The sequence below is a fragment of the Pantoea sp. Sc1 genome (assembly GCF_000255315.1).
In the GTDB taxonomy this organism is placed as follows: domain Bacteria; phylum Pseudomonadota; class Gammaproteobacteria; order Enterobacterales; family Enterobacteriaceae; genus Pantoea; species Pantoea anthophila.
In genome coordinates this window covers 248,270-267,913 of record NZ_AJFP01000002.1, presented here as the reverse complement: position 1 = coordinate 267,913, position 19,644 = coordinate 248,270, and the positions used below count along the sequence as shown (strand labels likewise).

Below are 19,644 nucleotides of genomic sequence, written 5' to 3'. Positions count from 1 at the left end.
ATCCCTGAGATCAAAAAATCAAAAAAGGCCGCATTCCGATGCGGCCTTTTTTATGTCAGCACAGTATGAGCGGATGCCTGCGCCTTAACCTCTGCCAGTCACGCCGCGCCAGCCCGCCAGGCCAGAGGCACCGCTACGCAGCGGCCCCTTTTGGCTGAGCGGAAAGATGCGCTGCCCACAGGCTGGCCACCCATTTCACCCCTTTTGCGGTAAAACGCGCCTGCGAGAAGGCGTGCTGGTTTTCGCCGGTGCCGGTGTGCAGCGTAAAGTAGCCGGCCTGCAGATGGTAATGCTGCGGCGTCAGGGTACCTTTGGCGCGGTACATGATATTGCGCTCCAGCAGAAACTGACGAAACTCCGGCTCTTTCGCTTTCAGCATTTTGCAGAGCTGACGAAAGCCCAGCGAGTCATCCACCTGAACGAAGTTATCAAAGAAGGCGGCCTTAGGCGCGGAGAGAGCCAGCTGCTGCTCCGCCGCCTGACGCTGTTCAAACTGTTCAGCCCAGGCACGTGCAGCCTCAGCCGGGTTGGTAAAGTCCGGCAGATGGGTGGTTCTTTCCCGGTCCTGCCAGCGATCCAGCACTTCGGCCGTAAAGCCTGGCGACAGGCGTGCCACGGCCAGCAGGGAGTCACGCTTGCTCAGGCGGTACTCCTGACGCACCTCCCCTTCGCGCTCATAGTCATTCACTTTGAGCGGCTGAGAAAGACGCTGAGCCGTTTCCAGACTTTTGATTAACCGCTTCACTTCTCCATGTGTAATACCGGTCATCTGAGCCAGCTCACGGCTGCTCATTGTGACCGATTGTTCCAGAGATTTGAGGCTTTCAGTCGAAATCATCATGGGTTCACCCCTCGCTAACGCTACCAATACCCGGCGGGCAGTCCATTTATTATACAAAATACTGTTCAGATATCCAGTATTTTATTTAAGCAGTTTCATAACCGGAAGCTGTTACGCAAACCGGGCGGTGAAAGTGATTTTGCGGGCAGGATCAGGCGTCTGAACGGCTCTGGCGGTTGTCTGACAGAGTTTAATCCCCGCAAAGAGAGGAAAGGTTATTCACACATAATGACAATGGTGGACACAGGCTGTTTACATTACAGTATAGTGATGAGAGTCAGCAGGTTACCGGCCTGTCCGGCTTAACGTTTCATCCGGGGTTCAGGGACGTCATCGCGCTCATTACCACGGGATATTACCTTTTACTGGAGTAAGTCATGCAGCCGTTGAAAGTCGCCTTTATTAAAGCTAACTGGCATAGCGAAATCGTTTCTCAGGTTCTGACCGGATTCGAACAGGAGCTGGAGAGCCGGGGAACCTCCTATGAGATCAAAACCTGGGATGTGCCGGGCGCCTTTGAGATGCCGCTACTGGCACAGCGTCTGGCACAGACCGGCAACTTTGATGCGATTGTCTGCGCGGCGCTGGTCGTGGATGGCGGCATCTATCGCCATGACTTTGTGGCTCAGGCGGTGGTGAGTGGTCTGATGCAGGCCCAGCTGGCCACCAACGTGCCGGTCTTCTCGGTCTCCCTGACGCCGCATAACTTCCAGCCTTCAGCGGAGTTCATCGACTTTTATACCCAGCACTTCGTGAAAAAAGGTCAGGAAGCGGCCCGTGCCGTCTGCCAGATCCACGCGCTTGAACTTTAATATGGACGCAACAGAGCCCGGGCAGCGATAACATCCGGGCCTTTGCGTCGTTAAGGAGAAATATTGGAAACTTCACGTCCGCCCTTACCCCCTTTTACCCGGCCTGAAGAGGCGGCAGAGAAAGTGCGTCTGGCTGAGGATGGCTGGAACAGCCGCGATGCCGGGCGGGTAGCCCTGGCCTATTCTGTGGACAGCCAGTGGCGCAACCGCGATACCTTTCTGACCGGCCGCAGTGAGATCATCGCCTTTCTGGAGCAAAAATGGCAGCGGGAGCAGCAGTACCGGCTGATTAAGGAGCTGTGGAGTTTCGATCAAAACCGGATAGCGGTGCGCTTTGCCTATGAATGGCACGATGAGCGGCGGCAGTGGTATCGCTCTTACGGCAATGAGAACTGGGCGTTTGACGAGCAGGGTCTGATGAAGCAGCGCTTTGCCAGCATCAACGATCTGAAAATCAGCGAAGCGCAGCGGCTTTTCCACTGGCCGCAGGGACGCCGGCCTGACGATCACCCTTCCCTGAGTGAACTCGGCTTATAACCGTGGCGCGTTCAGCGGAGAGCGTTGCTCTCCGCTGTCCTCTGCTTAGCCCTGCTCGTCCTTGTTCTCGACAAAGGTGGCTTTGTTACGGGTGACCGTATAGGCCACTTTCTTGACGTCCTGAGGTGACGTGGTCACTTCCACCGGTGCGATGGTGACGCGCCCCATCCCGAACAGCGTCGGTACATAACCGCCAATCTGGTGTTTTCCGGCCGGAACGTGCAGCAGCATGCTTTCGCCATTCGGTAATTTACCGGCATCTTTGCCATCTACCGTCAGGAAGACGCTTGAACCATCATCGGCACGGGTTTTAACGTGTGAAACATCAATCTGCGTCGGACCCGCAGCAAATTCATCTGGCGTATCGCTGGGCGTCTGTTTCGCACAGCCGGTTAATAACGCAGCAACCGTCAACGCGGCGAAGGTAAAACGATAAGGCATTGGGCACTCTTTCTCCTGATCATCAGAACCCCATATTTTAGTCGTTTGCCTGGCAGATAAAAGAGGAGGAGAGATCGGTATCCTCTTAAAAAAGTTAAAATATCCCTGGTTTGCCCGGTATAGTTGCGTAAAGAATTTTTACTGAATAAATAAACAGTCTTTTTTTCACGAGCCGCAGATTTTTTAACCTGCTGATCAGCCTCAATTTACCCGGCTGCTCACGACGAATAAACGCAGCGTCACGCCGCGGGGACGCTGTTTTTCCTCCGGAGCCCCCCTGTTCATTAGCGGTTATCAGGTTCATAGTAGACGTTCATCCCCGGTTAACCCCGGCGGCCATTCCCTCAACAGAGGGCACGATATGCTTTTTCATACAACGGAAACGGTCTGTGCAATAACCGGCACGCATCCTGCGAACCTGAAGCGCTGGGTGAAGCAGGGGTTACTGACACCCAGACAACACGCTGAACACTGGAGTGACGCACAGCTCAGTGAAATCCGCACGCTGGTTGACTTAACTGCCACGGGCGCGACGCCCGAGGAGATCAGACAGGGTCAGCAGACTGCCACCTCGATCATGACCCACGGCTGGGCGGCGCGTAAAGGTGACATGCTCTGGCAGCTTGAGTTCGGGACACCCCTGTCGCTTTCGCGCCAGATGAACAATATGTCCGGTAACTACAGCGGTGATGACTTCATTATTAATCTGCTGCGCCCTCTGAGTGTCTGGCTTCACGCAGACCGGCGTCAGGGGGCCACACGCCGTCTTGCCCGGTTTGAAAAAACGGTGCAGCAGCAGGCTGACCTGATGATGCGTGACGCGGCGCGAAACCACGCCTCTGTTCCGCTGTTTCTGGAAGCCGTGAGCGTCCTGGACAAAACCGAAATCTGGCTGGAAGCCATTCGTCTGACCGCGATGGGTTTTACTGTCGAGGTGGACGCCAGTGCCAGCGGACAACCGGCGTTTAACACCGGACGCCATGCGCATCATGTCATGTGGTGTGGTGCCGGCATCAGTCAGGTGATGCAGGACTATTTCAGACAGCAGAGTCAGCAGGGGCATCCCGTCATGCTCAGTGGTCCTGATTGCCGCCTTAGCCTTTCCCGGTCAAACGCCTCAAGCGCTGCCTGACAGCAGGCAGCCTTTCCCCCTCTCCGCTTTTTCCGCGCCAGTGAATATTTTTTTCTGTTAAGAACCGCTTAAGGCGGCTTCGTATACTGTTGTCTCCACCTCCTGACTCATAGATGAGACGACAATGAAAAAGACCTTACTGGCCCTCAGCCTTTGCCTGCTTCCCCTGACCTTCACGGCGGCGCATGCCGACTCTGCGTTAACCGGTTGTGCAGCAAAAAAGCAGGAGATTGAGACGCAGCTCTCCTTTGCCCGACAGCACAATAATTCTCACCAGATTGCCGGGCTGGAAAAAGCGCGGCGTGAGGTTGAAGAGCACTGCACCGAAAGCGGCCTGCTGAAGCAGCGTCAGGAAAAAGTGGCCGAAAAGCGCAGTAAGGTTCAGGAGCGTGAACAGGAACTGGCTCAGGCGAAAGCCGAAGAACGCAGTGCCAGCAAAATCCGCAAGCGTGAAGAGAAGCTTGCTGAGGCGCGTCAGGATCTGAAGGAAGCGGAACAGGCGCTGACTCACTAATCTGATAAGGCCAGCCAGCAGCGCTGGCCTCTTATTTTTTAATTTTTCCCGTCTGTTTTCTAACCTGCTGAATAATCACCGCTATTCACCTTTTATCCATTACTTAATGTAATCGGTTGATTACTTATTCTCATGCACTTAATTGGTGCAATAAAGTCAATATCGCGTCGATCAATTCTTTAACTTTTTGAACGCCTTCAAAGAATTGAAAGATAGCGAGTTTTCTCACGCTATGCACAAAATACGCACTTCACGCGCATCATTATTCGCCTTGTGCGGGGTGTAATCAGCAAACTATTCACTTTGTCTGCCCCAGAATGGGGCATAACCCGGTCGGGGCCGGGCGCCTGCCACATCTTATTTGTTTCAGGAGTGTTAGATTATGACGGCGCAAAACAGTACGCGCGTCATCCACGGCTCCACACAATAAATAACTTCATTAAGAAAGGTTTTTTATGGATAAGTTATCTTATGCGTCTGAAAGCAGCACATCTGCCTGGTCAACCTACCTGCAGCAAATCGACCGGGTGGCGCCCTATCTGGGCGATCTTTCACGTTGGATAGATACTTTACGTCATCCCAAGCGGGCACTGATTGTCGACATTCCCCTGCAGATGGATGATGGCTCAATTCGCCATTTTGAAGGGTATCGCGTTCAGCACAACCTTTCACGCGGTCCCGGCAAAGGGGGCATTCGCTATCATCCGGATGTCGACCTTAACGAAGTCATGGCGCTTTCCGCCTGGATGACCATCAAGTGTGCGGCCGTCAACCTGCCCTACGGTGGCGCAAAAGGGGGCATCCGCGTCGATCCTTTTAAACTTTCTGAGGGCGAGCTGGAGCGTCTGACACGCCGGTATACCAGTGAGATTGGCATCATCATCGGGCCGCAGAAAGATATCCCGGCTCCGGATGTCGGCACCAACGGTAAAGTGATGGCGTGGATGATGGACACCTACTCCATGAACCTCGGCACCACCGTCACCGGCGTCGTCACCGGTAAACCCATTCATCTGGGTGGCTCGCTGGGCCGTGAGAAAGCCACCGGCCGCGGGGTGTTTATCACCGGACGCGAAGTGGCGCGTCGCGCAGACATTGAAATTGAAGGTGCCCGCGTGGCGGTTCAGGGGTTTGGTAATGTCGGCAGTGAAGCGGCCCGACTGTTTGACGAGGCGGGCGCGCGCGTGGTGGTGATTCAGGATCACACGGCCACCCTGTTCAATGCCGACGGTATCGACATGGCAGCCCTGACGGAATGGCAGATTGCGCACAAGCAGATCGCCGGTTTCCCGGGCGCGCAGAGCATTGAGAAAGAGGCGTTCTGGACGACGGAGATGGACATTCTGATCCCGGCGGCGCTGGAAGGTCAGATTACCCGTGAGCGTGCTGAGGTGCTGAGCTGCAAAATCGTGCTGGAAGGCGCGAACGGCCCCACCTACCCTGACGCCGACGACATGCTCGCTTCGCGCGGCATTATCGTGGTGCCGGATGTGGTCTGCAATGCGGGCGGCGTAACCGTCAGCTACTTCGAATGGGTGCAGGACATGGCCAGCTTCTTCTGGAGTGAAGATGAGATCAATCGTCGCTCAGACAAGATCATGACAGAAGCGATGGTTCACGTCTGGGACAAGTCGAAAGAGAAAGCGTGCTCACTGCGCACCGCGGCCTACATCGTGGCGTGTGAGCGTATTCTGATGGCGCGTAAAGATCGCGGGATCTATCCGGGCTGATCCCGGTGGCGCTGTTGTCTGCAACAGCGCCATTTCCTCTCTACTTCATCAGCACCTGAAACTGCGGGTTAAACTCATCGAAGATGGGCAGCGCGGCGGCACCCAGCGCGGCGGTATCGCTGCCGGTCATGCCGGTCTTCAGTCGCATCGCATTCAGATAGCGTCCGCGCACCGACTGATAGAGCGGCGGTAACTGCGCGACCATCTGCTCCAGCAACGGCGCGGGCATCATCCCGCCGATAATCACCGCTTCTGCATCAAACACCGACTCCAGAATATTGATTGCCTGGCGCAGTGGCGTCTTTATGCTTTCAATCCAGGCACTGAAACGCGCAGGATCAATTTGCAGCAGGTCGTCAGGCAGCGCCCGCATCGGATCGAGGCCGCAGAACTCATAGGCCGCCTGTAACGAGACATAACGCTCAAGACAGCCCTGATTGCCGCAGTAGCAGTCGCGCCCGCCCGGCTCGACCACGATGTGGCCGATCTCCCCCGCGTTATGGGCATGGCCGGTATATATATGGCCATCGGTAAAGATCCCCGCGCCCAGGCCGGTGCCGATATAGAGATAGATAAAGGAGTTAAGCTGACGGGCTATGCCATGAAACCGTTCACCAATGGCGGCCACGGTGGCGTCATTCTCCAGCGTCACCGGCAGGCCACTGATCGCGCCAAGTTCAGCTTCGATATCGACCTGCTCCCAGCCGTTCAGGGTGGTCGGGCCCACTGATGAGATGCCCTCTACGCCGAACGGTCCCGGCATCACCACGCCTATGCCTAACACTTTCTGCCACTGCGCGCCGAGAAAGGCCCGCATCTCCGTCAGCACGTCAGCAATGCACGCCAGGGTGGCAGCAGGCTGGGGCTTCTGCACCAGCAGGAGGCGGCGGAAGTGGACTTCGCCGCTGAGATCGACCAGAACCAGCAGCAGGGTCTGGTGATCGAGGTGAATCCCGATCGACCAGGCACTGGTCGGATTCAGCGTGACCGGAATGGAGGGCTGACCACGCCCGCTGCGGCGTGGCTGGCGGCTGGTCAGCAGTTCAGCCTGCTCCAGCTCTGCCACGATGTTGGAAACGGTCTGCGGCGTCAGCGCAGTCAGCCGTGCCAGTTCGGCACGGGTCAGCTCACCATGCAGGCGAATCGCTTCAATCACCACACGGCGGTTATGCGCCCGCGCATGTTCAAGGTTGGTGCCTGAGGTTCTCATGTTGTTTTCCCTTACAGCGCGACCTCACAGTATTGGTATGCGGAGCAATGGAGGCAAACAATATCTTTGATCGTGTACGCAATTTCCGCGGTTCAGGATAGGCAAGGCGGCGATAAAAGCGCAGGCTGGGCGCCAGCGTTGTTACGACGTTGTTAATGTTACCGCCCTTTACTGGCACGTCCTTTGCTTAATTCCTGACAGGTCAGCCTGCCCGCTGACCATTACGCCCCTGATTAAATCAATCAAATTGATTTAATTAACCGACAGCCTGTTGCTGCATAGTGGAGAAGACCATGTCACAGCGTTATACCCCCCGACTCAAAGCCGGCTTCGCCGCCTTACTGATGTTAAGCGCAGGCAGCGCCGCGGCGGCCACGCAGATTAATGCCCTGTTTATGACGCAGGCCGCCTATAGCGAAAATGATATCCGCGCCATGACGCAGAACTTTCAGAAAGCGCATCCGGATGTCAGCGTCAATCTGGAGTTTGTTCCCTATGAAGCACTGCATGACAAGATCGTGGCGGCGCGCGGTGCGGGCGGCAATGGTTATGACGTGGTGCTGTTCGATGCCATCTGGCCGGCAGAATTCAGCCGTTTCGATCTGCTGCAGGATGTCTCATCACGCATTACCCCTGACGAAAAAGAGAAGGTATTCCCGGGTGCGATGAACACGGTGGTCTTCAAAGGCAAAACGCTCGGCATGCCGTGGATCCTCGACACCAAGTACCTCTATTACAACAAAGCGATGCTGGCGAAAGCGGGCATTACGACGCTGCCAGAGACCTGGCAGCAGGTGCTGGATGACGCGAAAATCATTAAAGAGAAAAAGATCGTCACCTATCCGCTCGTCTGGAGCTGGTCTCAGGCGGAAGCGCTGGTGTGCGATTACACCACACTGGTCTCCGGCTTTGGCGGCCAGTTCTATCAGAACGGTAAGCTCAGCTTCTCCAGCCCGGCCTCTCTGAAGGCGCTGGCGCTGATGAAAAGCTCACTCGATCAGGGGCTGAGCAATCCGGCGTCGCGTGAATATCTGGAAGAGGATGTGCGTAAATCGTTCTCCAATGGCGATGCGGCGTTCGCGCTGAACTGGACCTACATGTACAACATGGCCAACGATCCCAAGCAGAGCAAAGTGGCGGGTGAGGTAGGCATCATGCCTGCGCCGGGGGATGCACCGGGCAAAGTGGGTGCGGTCAACGGCTCAATGGGGCTGGGCATCACCAAAGGCAGCAGCCATGCGGATGAAGCGTGGCAGTACATCCGCTATATGACCTCTCAGCCGGTGCAGAATCAGTATGCGAAACTCAGCCTGCCGATCTGGAAATCGTCTTATCAGGATGAGGCGGTGAAAAAAGGTCAGGAGAGTCTGATCGCCGCGGCGGATAAATCGCTTAACGTGATGCTGTCACGTCCTGAGACGGCCGACTACTCGCGCCTGTCGAACCAGCTCCAGCAGCAGTTGCAGCAGGTGTTACTGGGCAAAACGTCGGCTCAGGATGCGATGGCGACGGTTGATAAAAGCGCCGCCCGGCTGCGTTAAGGAGTGATGATGCTGAGTCTGCGTCAACGCGAACAGCGTCAGGCATGGGTGCTGCTGGCACCCATGCTGCTGGTGATGCTGCTGCTGACCGCCTGGCCCCTGGTGCGCACAATCTGGCTCAGCTTTACCGATGCTGCGCTGATTGGCAGCGGGGAAACGCCAGGCTGGGTCGGGCTGGAAAACTACCTCTATGCGCTGAGCGATCCCGATTTCCGGGCTTCGATCTGGCGTACCCTCTATTTCACCGTGGTTTCTGTCATCTGTGAAGGGATCATCGGCGTGCTGGTGGCGCTGCTGCTGAATCAGCGATTCCACGGACGCAACGTGCTGCGGGTGCTGGTGATCCTGCCGTGGGCGCTGCCCACGATTGTCAACGCCATGATGTGGCGGCTGAACTTCAACCCCGACTACGGCAGCATCAACGCCCTGCTCACCCAGCTGGGCATTATTGACGGCTATCGCAGCTGGCTGGGGTCGCCGGATGCCGCCCTGAATGCGGTGATGTTTGCAGACATCTGGAAAAACTATCCGCTGGTGACGCTGCTGGTGCTGGCTGCGCTGCAGTCGATCCCCGACGATCTGTTTGAGGCGGCGCGACTGGATGGGGCCTCCGCCTGGCGTCGTTTCCGGGCGATCACCTTCCCGGCGATTGTCGCGCCGCTGGGCGTGGCGCTGGTGTTGCGCACCATCGATGCCTTCAAAATTTTTGACATCATCTATGTGATGACGCGCGGCGGGCCGGTGGACAGCACCAAAACCCTGAGCTTCTTCGTCTATCAGGAGTCGTTCAGCTACCTGCGTGCGGGCAGCGGCGCTGCCTACGCCATCCTGATGACCCTGATGTGCGCCCTGCTGATCACGCTCTATCTGCTGATGTTATGGCATCAGCGCCGCCGGAGTTCCGCCTATGAAAACTAAACTGCGCCAGGGGCTGCGTTACGGGGCTGCGCTGCTGGTCGCCCTCAGCATTCTCGCCCCGATGGGCTGGCTGTTTCTGATGAGCGTCAGTTCCGCCAGCGATCTCTCCCGGGTGCCGTTAGAATGGCTGCCGCGCCAGTGGGATTTCAGCCGCTATCAGGGGCTGATTTCGCTGGCACCTGGCCAGCCGGGCACGATTTTCCTGCATGCGCTGGGAAACAGTCTGCTGGTCGCGTCGGTCGCCACGGCGATCTCCCTGCTGCTGGCGATCCCGGCGGCGTTCAGCTTCTCACGCTACAGCGGTCGCGATGCCTGGCTTTCCGGCGCCCTGGCGATCTATATGGTGCCGCCCGTGGCCTTTGTACTGCCGCTCTACTTTTTGCTGCAACAGCTGGGTCTGCTCAACACCCGTCCCGGTCTGGTGATGGTCTACTGCTCGCTGATCCTGCCGTTTCTGACCTGGATGCTGAAGAATCAGTTCGACGCCCTGCCCCGTGATATTGAACAGGCAGCCCGGCTGGATGGCCTGCGCTTCTGGCAGGTTCTGCTGCGCATCACGCTGCCGCTGGCAAAACCGGTGCTGGGTGCCGCTGCCCTGTTTGGCTGGCTGCTCGCCTGGGATGAGTTTTTTTACGCGCTGCTGTTCACCAGCAATCTGTCGGCCCAGACTCTGCCGGTCGCCATTGCCGGTTTTACCGCCGGACGGGCGACGGATGACGGGCTGATCGCCGCCATTGGCATTCTGGCATCGGTACCGCCTCTGTTTATCGCCATCTGGCTGCAGAAAACGCTGGTCAGTGGCCTCACCAGCGGGGGAAGTAAGGGATAACTATGAACCATTCCACTGTCGCCACCCTCTATGTGGTGGGCAATATCAACGTCGATTTAATCATGAGTACGCTCAGTGACTGGCCGCAGCGCGGCACCGAAGTGATGCTGCAGCACAGTGAGCTTCGTCCCGGCGGCTCGGCCGGAAACTGCGCGCTGGCGCTGGAGGCGATGCAGGTGCCGCATCGCGCTATCGCCAACCAGGGTAATGATGGTCTGAGTCACTGGCTGGCCAGCCATTTTCCGCACAGCGCGAAGCAGTGGCCGCGCTACGCCTGCGAGACGTCACTGACGGTGGGCGTGACTCACCCCGATAACGAACGCTCCTTTCTCAGCAACTACGGGCACATCACCCTGCTGACCGTCGACGATGTGCTGGCTCAGTTGCCGCCGCAGGCCGTCCCGGGTGACATCGTGCTGCTGTGCGGCACCTTTCTCTGCCTGGAACTTTATGCACACTATCCCGCGCTGCTGGCCACCTTACAGCAGCGTGGTTTTTGTGTGGCGGTGGACACCGGCTGGCCGCCAGCGGGCTGGAGCGATGCCCTTCGCTTACAGATTGCGTCCTGGTTAGCGGACTGCGACTGGCTGCTGCTGAATGAGGTGGAGGCGCTGGGTCTGGCGGGCGCAGAGCTGCTGGAGCAGAGCGGCAAACAGCTGTCAGCGCGGCTCAGCGGCCGCGGCGGATGTGTGATCAAGTGCGGCGCAGAGGGCGCACGCCTCTGGTCTGCCGCCTCTGTGCAATTTGCCGCCGCACAACCGGTGACGGTGGTCGACACCATCGGTGCGGGGGACAGTTTCAATGCCGGTTTTCTCACCGCCCTGCTCTATCAGCACTCCTCTCATACCGCCCTGCGCTGGGGCATTGACGTGGCGTCACAGGCAATCAGTAGCTCACCGCGCCGCTATCCCAGCTGGCAACAACTCCAACTTTCAAATGAGGTGCGCTGATCATGGCCAGTGTTGAACTTGTACAGGTGGCGAAGCGCTACGGTAAACAGAACGTACTGCAGCCGCTGGATTTAACCATTCCTGACGGCACTTTTACCGTGCTGGTCGGTCCCTCCGGCTGCGGTAAATCCACCCTGCTGCGGCTGCTTGCCGGTCTGGATAGCGTCTCTGACGGCGACATCCTGCTCGACAAAAAGCGCATCAACGATCTCGACCCCGCCGACCGGGATATCGCGATGGTGTTTCAGAGCTACGCGCTCTATCCGCACCTGACCGTTGCTGAGAACCTGGCGTTTCATATGCAGGTGAAAAAGGTGAAGCGCGAGGAGCAGAAGAGCAAAATCGCCCGGATTGCGGGCATTCTTGGCATCGATCAGCTGTTGCAGCGCTATCCCCGGGCTTTATCGGGCGGACAGCGGCAGCGCGTGGCGATGGGCCGGGCGATGGTGCGCAACCCGCAGGTATTTTTGTTCGATGAGCCGCTCTCGAACCTGGATGCGCAGTTGCGGATGGAGCTGCGCGCCGAAATCAAATCGCTTCATCAGCGTTTTAAAACCACCATGGTTTATGTCACCCACGATCAGGTCGAAGCGATGACGCTGGCCGATCAGATCGTGGTGATGAAGGATGGCGTTATCGTGCAGCAGGGTGCGCCGCTGGCGATTTATGATCGCCCGGTTAACACCTTCGTGGCGCGGTTTATCGGTTCACCGCCGATGAATCTGCTGGATGCCCGCTTTGAAGTACGGGACGCCGTGCCAGGCGTCTGCTGTGGTGAGCAGTGGCTGCGGCTTCCTTCCCGCTGGCACCGTGCCGCACAGCAGCAGGCGGGTCAGCCGGTCACGCTGGGCGTGCGCCCTCACGATCTGGTCACCGATGTCAGCGGGCAACCGGCAACGGTGAATATCGTCGAGATTACGGGGGAGTCGACGCTGTTACATCTGGCGTGGCAGGGATTTTTGCTGCATATGCAGCTGAGCGGCCGCAGTGATGCCGTGCCGGGTGGCACGCTGCCGGTAACGGTTAATCCGGACAAGATGCACCTGTTTGATGCCGTCAGCGGTGAGCGCCTGACAGAGGCGTAATGAATCTGCATCAGACAGCCCACACAGAGGGCTAACCCGCCAGGGATGGCGGGTGTTGCGACTTTGCGGAAGGCATCTGCGCCGTCGCCCTGTCCGGCAGCGACGGCGTTGTCAGTGCGTTTTATGCCAGGTGAAACTGCTCCACCGTCTGCGCCAGCTGCTGCGCCTGATCCTCCAGTGAACTGGCGGCGGCGGACATCTGCTGCACCAGCGCGGCGTTCTGTTGGGTGGTGCCATCCATCTCGTTGACGGCAATCGTGACCTGACTGATGCCACGCGCCTGCTCGTCAGAGGCAGTGACAATCTCACCGATAATTCCCTGCACCGAGTTCACCGCCTGCATCATCTCCTGCATGGTCTTACCGGCATCGTTCACCAGCCGGACGCCGCTTTCGACCCGCACGCTTGACTCTTCGATCAGCGCGCCAATCTCTTTCACAGCGTTGGCACTGCGCTGAGCCAGATTACGCACCTCACTGGCGACCACGGCGAAGCCGCGTCCCTGTTCACCAGCACGCGCCGCTTCCACTGCCGCATTCAGCGCCAGAATATTGGTCTGGAAAGCGATGCTGTTGATCATCGTGGTGATATCGCCAATTTTTTTCGAGCTGTCATCGATCTGCGCCATGGTCTGCACGACCTCACCGACCAGCGTGGCACCGCGGCTGGCGATGTGCGTGGCGTTTTCGGTCAGGCTGGTCGCCTGCTGTGCGTTGTCGGCGTTCAGACGAATCGTGGCGCTAATCTGCTCCATGCTGGCGGCGGTCTGCTCCAGCGCAGCAGCCTGCTCCTCGGTGCGCGACGCCAGGTTGAGGTTGCCGCTGGCAATCTCCCCCGCCCCCTGACGCACCGACTCACTGGCATCTTTAATCTGTCCGACAATCTGTCGCAGCTGGGTCTGCATGGTCTCAAGGGCAAAGAACAGGCTGCTGCGATCGCCCTTCTGCACGGCAATCGCGTTATCCAGTTTGCCATCGGCTACCGCCAGCGCGATCTGAGCCGCTTCAACCGGCTCGCCGCCAATCGGACGCAGCACCTTACGGCTGAACAGCATACCCAGCACCGTACCGACCAGCAGAATGCTCACCACCATCAGGATCACCGCCCACATCAGCTGGCGGTTGGCGGCGGCCATCACCTGGCTGACCGGCGCGACCACACCCAGATACCAGGGCTTATCGCTGTTGCCGATCACGACCGGCTGCCAGGTGACCAGCGCCTCTTCACCCAGTACCCCATCAAAATGCTGCACCACCTTCGAGGTAAAGTTATCGGTTTGGCCTTTCCAGGGTTTTCCGGCCTCCTCTTTAACCGGCGATGAGACCACATTGCCGCCATTGGAGAGCAGCAGCGCATAGCCGGTGCCCTGCCAGGGTTTAATCTGGTTCACTTTCGCTTGCAGCGAGGCCAGCGAAATATCTGACGTGACGACCGCTTTCAGCGTGCCCTGATCCATAATTACCGCAGCAACAGAGGTGAGTAATGTCGGCACGCCGTTATAGGCGTAGCTATAGGGTTCGGTAAGCGTATCTTTTTGAGACTTTTGCGGGATGAGATAGTAGTCGCCCTGTCCCGGCGTGAGGTAAGAAAGCAGAGGATGCATGGCGTAATGGCCTGAGGCATCACGGTCAACAAACCAGGCATAGCGGCCCTGTGGCGCCTGACCCTGCTGGGTGGCGAACTCCGCATCGCGGCCATCGAACGCATTCTGTTCGAATATCACTGACATCGACAGATACTCAGGATTGGCGCGCAGCGCATATTCCATCACTTTGTCCGCTGCCTTGCGATCGGTAATGCCTGCATGCGGTAAAGCGATCAGACTTTGTCCAAGATGACTGGCCACATCGCGCGCATGCGTCAGCTCCTGCTGCACCTGCAGACCCCGGCTCTGGGCAATCTGCTGCAGATACTTCTCTGCCAGCGCTTTCTGCTCTTTACCGGACTGCCAGCTGAGGACACCGATGGTGACGGTAAAGCCCAGCGTGATGGTTAAACCGCCCATGAGCAGCATCTGCGCACGGGTACTCATTTTTTCTTTTTTAGTAACGAACTGGACATAATTTTTTCCCCTGGAAATGATCCTGCTCTTTACCTCCTTGTGGTTATAGTGCTCCTGAGATCATCTATCGGCGGCGTTTTTTTGAACTTTACCCTGCGCTAAGCCTGCGGCACCCAGAACGCTGCCTGATTATTTCGGGGAAATTGATCGCTAAGGGATTATGTCGTGAATGATGAACAGGATTTTTTTGATCTGCGACAATACAGCCGCTCTCCACAACTGTCAGTTTATGTAAAACATTGCTGCAGACCTTTATCACTGTGGAGAGAAATCAATGATTGGTAAATTCGGTTTAACAGGTGGGTTAATTATCTGGCTGGCTTATGTTGCCTGGATTGTACATTACTACTCAGACACCTTTATTCAGTTCTCCCGCTAAACAGACAGGGCCTTCGGGCCCTTTTTTTCTGTCCTCAGGTTCGCCAGCGTATTCTGTGAGCCGATTGTTTGTTATTATCGCCTCATTCTGTGAGCCGAATAAGGTGCGTGATTCGGCTCATTTCCTGACCCTGAGCTGACGATGAACACCCACTGGATCTGGCAACAGGCCGACTGGCCCCACTTTCACTGGCAGGATGCCGTGCTGTTACCGCGCCTGCGCCATCTGCAGCAGCAGCGCGGCCTGCTGCTGGGCCGCGCCAGTCTGCACCCCGACAGCGAAAGCCAGACGCTGGATACCCTGCTCAGTAATATCCTCTCCTCATCGGCCATTGAAGAGGAGCGGGTTAACGTGCAGTCGGTCCGCTCGTCGCTGGCACGGCGGCTGGGCGTCACGGAAGAGCAGCCCTGGCCGGTCTCTGACCGCTCAGAGGGCCTGGCGGCGATGATGCTGGACGCGATCAACAATCGCAGCCAGCCGCTGACGATGGAGCGACTGTATCAGTGGCATCACTGGCTGTTTCCGGCAGATGAATGGACGGTGCAGCGTCTGAGCGTCGGGATGTTGCGTGGCAGCGAGCCGATGCAGGTGGTCTCAGGGCGTATCGACCGGCCTACCGTCCATTTTGAAGCCCCGCCGCGTGACGGACTGGAGCCGCAGCTGGCGCAGTTTATTGCGTGGTTTAACCAGAGCCAGCAGGACGTCATGCTCGACCCATTGCTGCGGGCCGCGATCTGTCACCTCTGGTTTGTGACCCTGCATCCCTTTGATGACGGCAACGGCCGCATCACGCGGGCACTTACCGACCTGGCACTGGCCCAGGCCGACAGTCAGAGTATCCGTCTCTACGCCATGTCTCCCGCCATTCTGGCGCACCGTGCGGACTATTACCGCATTCTGGAACAGACGCAAAAAGGCGACACCGACATCACCCGCTGGCTGGTGTGGTTCCTGGATATCCTTGATGAGAGCCTGCAACAGGCGATGAGCGTGATTGACCGCACGCAGATTAAGGCGCGATTCTGGCTGCGCTATCAGGGAACGGGACTGAGTCAGGAGCAGGTTAAAGTGCTGAACCGGCTGCTGGATGGCGGCGAGCAGGGATTTGAACAGGGGATCAGCGCCAGTCAGTATCAGAAGGTGGCAAAAGTCAGTAAAGCGACCGCAACCCGACATCTGGCGGATCTGGTCGAAAAAGGGTGCCTTTACCGGCTGGAAGGCGGCGGCAGGAGCACCCGCTATCAGGTTAATACCGGCGAGACACCCTGACTCAGCCGGTTTTGCACGGAGGGAAAAGAGACCGCAGGCAGCGCGATGCCGCTTTCCCGCGGCGATCACCCTTTCAGCGATCCTCCTCGGGTGGCGATGACCTCTTTATACCAGTAGAAGCTTTTTTTGCGGCTGCGCGCCAGTGAACCCTCACCGTTGTCGTCGCGATCGACGTAGATAAATCCGTAGCGTTTAGAGAGTTCGGCTTTCGATGCGCTGACCAGATCGATCGGGCCCCAGCTGGTATAGCCCATGACCTCCACGCCATCTTCAATCGCCTCACGGACCTGCACCAGATGATCGTTGAGGTAGCTGATGCGGTAGTCATCCTGCACGACCCCGGCGGCATCGGGTTTATCTTTCGCGCCAAGCCCATTCTCAACGATAAACAGCGGCTTCTGATAGCGATCCCACAGCAGATTGAGCAGCGTGCGCAAGCCGATCGGATCAATCTGCCAGCCCCATTCAGATGCGGGCAGATGGGGGTTCGGCACCATACTCAGGATATTGCCCCGCAGCTGCTGATTCAGCGCGTCATCGGCGGTGACGCAGCCAGTCATGTAGTAGCTGAAAGAGATGAAATCGACGGTCGATTTCAGCGCTTCACGGTCGGCGTCGGTGATCTCAAGGGCAATATGGTTGTCGCGGAAGAAGCGCAACATGTAGCCCGGATAAGCGCCACGGCACTGAACGTCGCCAAAGAATTGCCATGTCCGGTTCTCCTGCAGGGCTTCCAGAACATCTTCGGGTTTGCAGCTCAATGGATAGACCAGCCCACCCAGCAGCATGTTGCCGATTTGGGCGTCAGGGATAATTTCATGGCAGGCTTTTACCGCCAGCGCGCTGGCGACCAGCTGATGGTGAATCGCCTGATACACCTCACCTTTGCTGGCGGTTTCCGGCAGACCCACCCCGGTCAGAGGGGCATGCAGCGACATGTTAATCTCATTAAAGGTCAGCCAGAGTCTGACTTTATGCCGGTAACGGGTAAATACCGTGCGGGCGTAGTGACTGAAGAAATCAATTACCCGCCGATTGCCCCAGCCCCCATACTGCGTCACCAGACCCCAGGGCATCTCATAGTGTGACAGTGTCACAAGTGGCGTGATGTTGTGCGCGGCCAGCTCGTCAAACAGCCGGTCATAAAAAGCCAGACCTGCCTCGGCAGGCTGCTGCTCATCACCCTGCGGAAAGATGCGTGTCCATGCAATTGAGACCCGCAGGCAGCTGAAACCCATCTCGGCAAACAGGCGGATATCCTCCGGATAGCGGTGGTAAAAATCAATCGCCACATCCTTGAGGCTGTGACTGCCTGGGCCCCGCTCGCAAACCGGACCAAAAATCCCCTGCGGCTGAAGGTCGGAGGTCGAAAGGCCTTTACCCGCCTCACGCCAGGCCCCTTCCACCTGATTTGCGGCAACGGCGCCGCCCCATAAAAATGAATCCGGGAAAGTTTTCATGCTGTTCTCCTGTTATTGATGGCTGAGGCTGAGTAACGGTTGTCCGGCCGTCACGGTGCTGGCTGCAGCCGTGGTGACATCAGCGTAGTCATCGCTGTTACTGATAATGATGGGGGTGGTCAGGTCATAGCCGGCAGCAAGAATCGCCTGGCGATCAAATTCCAGCAGCAGATCGCCCGGTTGAATTTTGTCGCCTGCGCTGACGTGTGCGATAAACGGCTTGCCGTCGAGCTTTACCGTATCGATGCCGACGTGGATCAACAGCTCGACGCCGCTATCACTCAGTAAGCCGATGGCGTGCCGGGTCTGAAACAGCGAGGCGACCTCACCGGCAAATGGCGCGATGACTTTGTTATCAAGCGGAATGATGGCGACACCGCGTCCCAGCAGGCCACTGGCGAACGTGGCGTCCGGCACCTGATCGAGCGCCAGCACGGTGCCAGACAGCGGGGAAAGGATCGCGTTTTCGTCTGAGGAGAGGGCTGTCGCCGCCACAGGGGGGGCGGCTTTGGGCATACCGGCAAGCAGGGTCATGCCACAGCTCAGAAACAGCGCCAGCACTGTTCCGGCAATCCCGCCCCATAACGTGGCATCGACCCCGGTGGGCGGGATCATCTGAGCAATCGTGAAGACGTTGGCAAAGCCAAAGGAGTAAACGTGTGTGTGGCTGAAGCCGACAATCGCCCCGCCGATAGCACCCGCAACACAGCCAAAAATAAAGGGACGGCGCAGCGGCAGATTGACGCCATACACAGCCGGTTCGGTGATACCAAAAATCCCTGCCGTCACGGACGAGCCAGCCAGGACCTTCTGCCGGGCATCACGGCTGCGCAGGAAAATCCCCAGCGCGGCGCCAACCTGACCCATGACGGCGGGCAGCAGCATCGGCAGCATTGAGTCGTGCCCCAGCACCGCCAGGTTGTTGATCATGAGAGGCACCAGCCCCCAGTGCAGACCAAAGATCACACAGACCTGCCACAGCGCACCCATGGCGGCGCCAGCCAGCCAGGGGGCCAGCGCATAAATCCACTGGTAGCCGTTGGCCAGCATCATGCTCAGCCAGGTGGCCACGGGGCCAATCACCAGAAAAGTCAGCGGCACGGTAACGCCCAGGCAGATCAGGGGCGTAAAAAAGTTCTTCATGGAGGCAGGAAGCCGCCTGTTGCTCTGTTTTTCCAGCCAGCAGCTCACCCACGCAGCAAGAATCACCGGAATGACCGACGCACTGTAGTTGAACCAGGTTACAGGGATACCCAGAAACGCGTCCGCCATTGCGCCGGTCTGCTGGCTGGCATTAAAGGCGGCGATCATGGTCGGATGGGTGAGTGCCCCGCCGATCACCATGGTGATGAAGGGATTGCCACCAAACTTCTTACCGGCGGTATAACCCAGCACCAGCGGGAAAAAGAAGAACAGCGCATCACTGGCAGCAAACCAGATTTTATAGGTGCCGCTCTCAACGGAAAGCCAGCCGCAGACCACAGCCAGGGCCAGCAGGCCTTTAAGAATGCCCGAAGCGGCCAGAATGCCGATAAAAGGGGTGAAAATACCTGAAATGATGTCAATAAGCCGGCTGAAAAGGTTACCGCCACTGTCGTTTTCATCCGTTGCGACAGGAGCGTCACCGCGCAGTCCCGCTTCAGCGCGAACCGCCTGCCAGACCGCATGCACATGGTTGCCGATGACGACCTGGAACTGCCCGCCGCTTTCAACCACCATAATCACACCCGGGTTTTTCTTCAGTGCCTCCGCATCCGCCTTCTGACTCTCTTTCAGTCTGAAACGAAGCCGGGTGGCACAATGCTCCAGGCTGACGATGTTCGCTTTACCACCCACATGGCTGAGGATCTCCTGCGCCAGTTTCTGATATTCCATCTCTCTTTCCTTACAAGCAATGTCCGCAGACATCCGTTGAGGGAGCCAAAAAATAAAAA

The 19,644-nt window shown here is 57.7% G+C and carries 17 protein-coding genes; 11 read left to right on the top strand and 6 right to left on the bottom strand.

All coding sequences use genetic code 11. The features are described from left to right. Positions 1 to 133: 133 nt before the first annotated feature. A complete protein-coding gene (locus S7A_RS19090) occupies positions 134 to 841 on the bottom strand; it encodes a phage antirepressor KilAC domain-containing protein (protein WP_009092970.1) in 708 nt (235 codons plus the stop codon). A 377-nt stretch (positions 842 to 1,218) separates the two neighbouring features. On the opposite strand from S7A_RS19090, the gene S7A_RS19085 reads away from it, so the two are divergent. Together S7A_RS19085 and S7A_RS19080 are read left to right on the top strand one after the other, a co-directional pair. Then, positions 1,219 to 1,653, top strand: a complete 435-nt coding sequence (locus S7A_RS19085; protein WP_009092969.1) for a 6,7-dimethyl-8-ribityllumazine synthase — start codon at positions 1,219 to 1,221, stop codon at positions 1,651 to 1,653. Between the two features lie 63 nt (positions 1,654 to 1,716). Beyond that, the gene (locus S7A_RS19080; RefSeq protein WP_009092968.1) at positions 1,717 to 2,190 is read left to right on the top strand and encodes a nuclear transport factor 2 family protein; all 474 of its coding nucleotides are present in this window, start codon (positions 1,717 to 1,719) and stop codon (positions 2,188 to 2,190) included. Positions 2,191 to 2,235: 45 nt separating this feature from the next. Here S7A_RS19080 and S7A_RS19075 read toward each other — a convergent pair whose 3' ends face one another. Further along, the gene (locus S7A_RS19075) at positions 2,236 to 2,631 is read right to left on the bottom strand and encodes a hypothetical protein (RefSeq protein WP_009092967.1); all 396 of its coding nucleotides are present in this window, start codon (positions 2,629 to 2,631) and stop codon (positions 2,236 to 2,238) included. Positions 2,632 to 2,992: 361 nt separating this feature from the next. Between S7A_RS19075 and S7A_RS19070 the strand changes: the two genes are divergently transcribed. The 3 genes from S7A_RS19070 to S7A_RS19060 all read left to right on the top strand — a co-directional run bounded on the left by S7A_RS19070 (position 2,993) and on the right by S7A_RS19060 (position 6,007). Continuing rightward, positions 2,993 to 3,763 carry a MerR family transcriptional regulator gene (locus S7A_RS19070; protein ID WP_009092966.1) on the top strand — a complete coding sequence of 257 codons (771 nt, stop codon included), beginning with the start codon at positions 2,993 to 2,995 and terminating at the stop codon, positions 3,761 to 3,763. A 124-nt stretch (positions 3,764 to 3,887) separates the two neighbouring features. Beyond that, positions 3,888 to 4,277 carry a DUF1090 domain-containing protein gene (locus S7A_RS19065; protein WP_009092965.1) on the top strand — a complete coding sequence of 130 codons (390 nt, stop codon included), beginning with the start codon at positions 3,888 to 3,890 and terminating at the stop codon, positions 4,275 to 4,277. Between the two features lie 455 nt (positions 4,278 to 4,732). Beyond that, positions 4,733 to 6,007: a Glu/Leu/Phe/Val dehydrogenase gene (locus S7A_RS19060; RefSeq protein ID WP_009092964.1), complete on the top strand. Its 1,275-nt coding sequence runs from the start codon at positions 4,733 to 4,735 to the stop codon at positions 6,005 to 6,007. Positions 6,008 to 6,047: 40 nt separating this feature from the next. Here S7A_RS19060 and S7A_RS19055 read toward each other — a convergent pair whose 3' ends face one another. Continuing rightward, complete coding sequence (locus S7A_RS19055; protein WP_009092963.1) at positions 6,048 to 7,217, bottom strand: ROK family transcriptional regulator; 1,170 nt, start codon at positions 7,215 to 7,217, stop codon at positions 6,048 to 6,050. Between the two features lie 293 nt (positions 7,218 to 7,510). On the opposite strand from S7A_RS19055, the gene S7A_RS19050 reads away from it, so the two are divergent. From S7A_RS19050 to S7A_RS19030, 5 genes are read left to right on the top strand one after another with little or no spacing between them, the layout of a single operon-like run. Further along, positions 7,511 to 8,758, top strand: a complete 1,248-nt coding sequence (locus S7A_RS19050; RefSeq protein ID WP_009092962.1) for an extracellular solute-binding protein — start codon at positions 7,511 to 7,513, stop codon at positions 8,756 to 8,758. A 9-nt stretch (positions 8,759 to 8,767) separates the two neighbouring features. After that, on the top strand, positions 8,768 to 9,676 hold the full coding sequence (locus S7A_RS19045; protein WP_009092961.1) for a carbohydrate ABC transporter permease: 909 nt from the start codon (positions 8,768 to 8,770) through the stop codon (positions 9,674 to 9,676). Next, complete coding sequence (locus S7A_RS19040) at positions 9,666 to 10,505, top strand: carbohydrate ABC transporter permease (RefSeq protein ID WP_009092960.1); 840 nt, start codon at positions 9,666 to 9,668, stop codon at positions 10,503 to 10,505. Before S7A_RS19045 ends, S7A_RS19040 begins: the two co-directional genes overlap by 11 nt. Positions 10,506 to 10,507: 2 nt before the next feature. Then, positions 10,508 to 11,455, top strand: a complete 948-nt coding sequence (locus S7A_RS19035) for a carbohydrate kinase family protein (protein ID WP_009092959.1) — start codon at positions 10,508 to 10,510, stop codon at positions 11,453 to 11,455. Between the two features lie 2 nt (positions 11,456 to 11,457). After that, positions 11,458 to 12,540 (top strand): ABC transporter ATP-binding protein, encoded by a 1,083-nt coding sequence (locus S7A_RS19030; protein ID WP_009092958.1) that lies wholly within the window; start codon positions 11,458 to 11,460, stop codon positions 12,538 to 12,540. A 121-nt stretch (positions 12,541 to 12,661) separates the two neighbouring features. Here the strand turns inward: S7A_RS19030 and S7A_RS19025 are convergent, their stop codons facing one another. After that, positions 12,662 to 14,572 (bottom strand): methyl-accepting chemotaxis protein, encoded by a 1,911-nt coding sequence (locus S7A_RS19025; RefSeq protein ID WP_009092957.1) that lies wholly within the window; start codon positions 14,570 to 14,572, stop codon positions 12,662 to 12,664. Positions 14,573 to 15,122: 550 nt separating this feature from the next. Between S7A_RS19025 and S7A_RS19020 the strand changes: the two genes are divergently transcribed. Continuing rightward, the gene (locus tag S7A_RS19020; RefSeq protein WP_009092956.1) at positions 15,123 to 16,250 is read left to right on the top strand and encodes a Fic family protein; all 1,128 of its coding nucleotides are present in this window, start codon (positions 15,123 to 15,125) and stop codon (positions 16,248 to 16,250) included. A 65-nt stretch (positions 16,251 to 16,315) separates the two neighbouring features. On the opposite strand, the gene S7A_RS19015 is transcribed toward S7A_RS19020, so the two are convergent. Together S7A_RS19015 and bglF are read right to left on the bottom strand one after the other, a co-directional pair. Beyond that, positions 16,316 to 17,710: a glycoside hydrolase family 1 protein gene (locus S7A_RS19015; RefSeq protein WP_009092955.1), complete on the bottom strand. Its 1,395-nt coding sequence runs from the start codon at positions 17,708 to 17,710 to the stop codon at positions 16,316 to 16,318. 12 nt (positions 17,711 to 17,722) lie between these two features. Next, positions 17,723 to 19,585 carry a PTS beta-glucoside transporter subunit IIABC gene (gene bglF / locus S7A_RS19010; RefSeq protein WP_009092954.1) on the bottom strand — a complete coding sequence of 621 codons (1,863 nt, stop codon included), beginning with the start codon at positions 19,583 to 19,585 and terminating at the stop codon, positions 17,723 to 17,725. Positions 19,586 to 19,644 lie beyond the last annotated feature (59 nt).

Excerpts from the sequence above, each read along its gene's own strand:
- S7A_RS19090 (WP_009092970.1), bottom strand. The coding sequence starts at position 841 with ATGATGATTTCGACTGAAAGCCTCAAATCTCTGGAACAATCGGTCACA.
- S7A_RS19085 (WP_009092969.1), top strand. The coding sequence starts at position 1,219 with ATGCAGCCGTTGAAAGTCGCCTTTATTAAAGCTAACTGGCATAGCGAA.
- S7A_RS19075 (WP_009092967.1), bottom strand. The coding sequence starts at position 2,631 with ATGCCTTATCGTTTTACCTTCGCCGCGTTGACGGTTGCTGCGTTATTA.
- S7A_RS19070 (WP_009092966.1), top strand. The coding sequence starts at position 2,993 with ATGCTTTTTCATACAACGGAAACGGTCTGTGCAATAACCGGCACGCAT.
- S7A_RS19065 (WP_009092965.1), top strand. The coding sequence starts at position 3,888 with ATGAAAAAGACCTTACTGGCCCTCAGCCTTTGCCTGCTTCCCCTGACC.
- S7A_RS19060 (WP_009092964.1), top strand. The coding sequence starts at position 4,733 with ATGGATAAGTTATCTTATGCGTCTGAAAGCAGCACATCTGCCTGGTCA.
- S7A_RS19055 (WP_009092963.1), bottom strand. The coding sequence starts at position 7,217 with ATGAGAACCTCAGGCACCAACCTTGAACATGCGCGGGCGCATAACCGC.
- S7A_RS19050 (WP_009092962.1), top strand. The coding sequence starts at position 7,511 with ATGTCACAGCGTTATACCCCCCGACTCAAAGCCGGCTTCGCCGCCTTA.
- S7A_RS19045 (WP_009092961.1), top strand. The coding sequence starts at position 8,768 with ATGCTGAGTCTGCGTCAACGCGAACAGCGTCAGGCATGGGTGCTGCTG.
- S7A_RS19040 (WP_009092960.1), top strand. The coding sequence starts at position 9,666 with ATGAAAACTAAACTGCGCCAGGGGCTGCGTTACGGGGCTGCGCTGCTG.
- S7A_RS19035 (WP_009092959.1), top strand. The coding sequence starts at position 10,508 with ATGAACCATTCCACTGTCGCCACCCTCTATGTGGTGGGCAATATCAAC.
- S7A_RS19030 (WP_009092958.1), top strand. The coding sequence starts at position 11,458 with ATGGCCAGTGTTGAACTTGTACAGGTGGCGAAGCGCTACGGTAAACAG.
- S7A_RS19025 (WP_009092957.1), bottom strand. The coding sequence starts at position 14,572 with ATGAGTACCCGTGCGCAGATGCTGCTCATGGGCGGTTTAACCATCACG.
- S7A_RS19020 (WP_009092956.1), top strand. The coding sequence starts at position 15,123 with ATGAACACCCACTGGATCTGGCAACAGGCCGACTGGCCCCACTTTCAC.
- S7A_RS19015 (WP_009092955.1), bottom strand. The coding sequence starts at position 17,710 with ATGAAAACTTTCCCGGATTCATTTTTATGGGGCGGCGCCGTTGCCGCA.
- bglF (WP_009092954.1), bottom strand. The coding sequence starts at position 19,585 with ATGGAATATCAGAAACTGGCGCAGGAGATCCTCAGCCATGTGGGTGGT.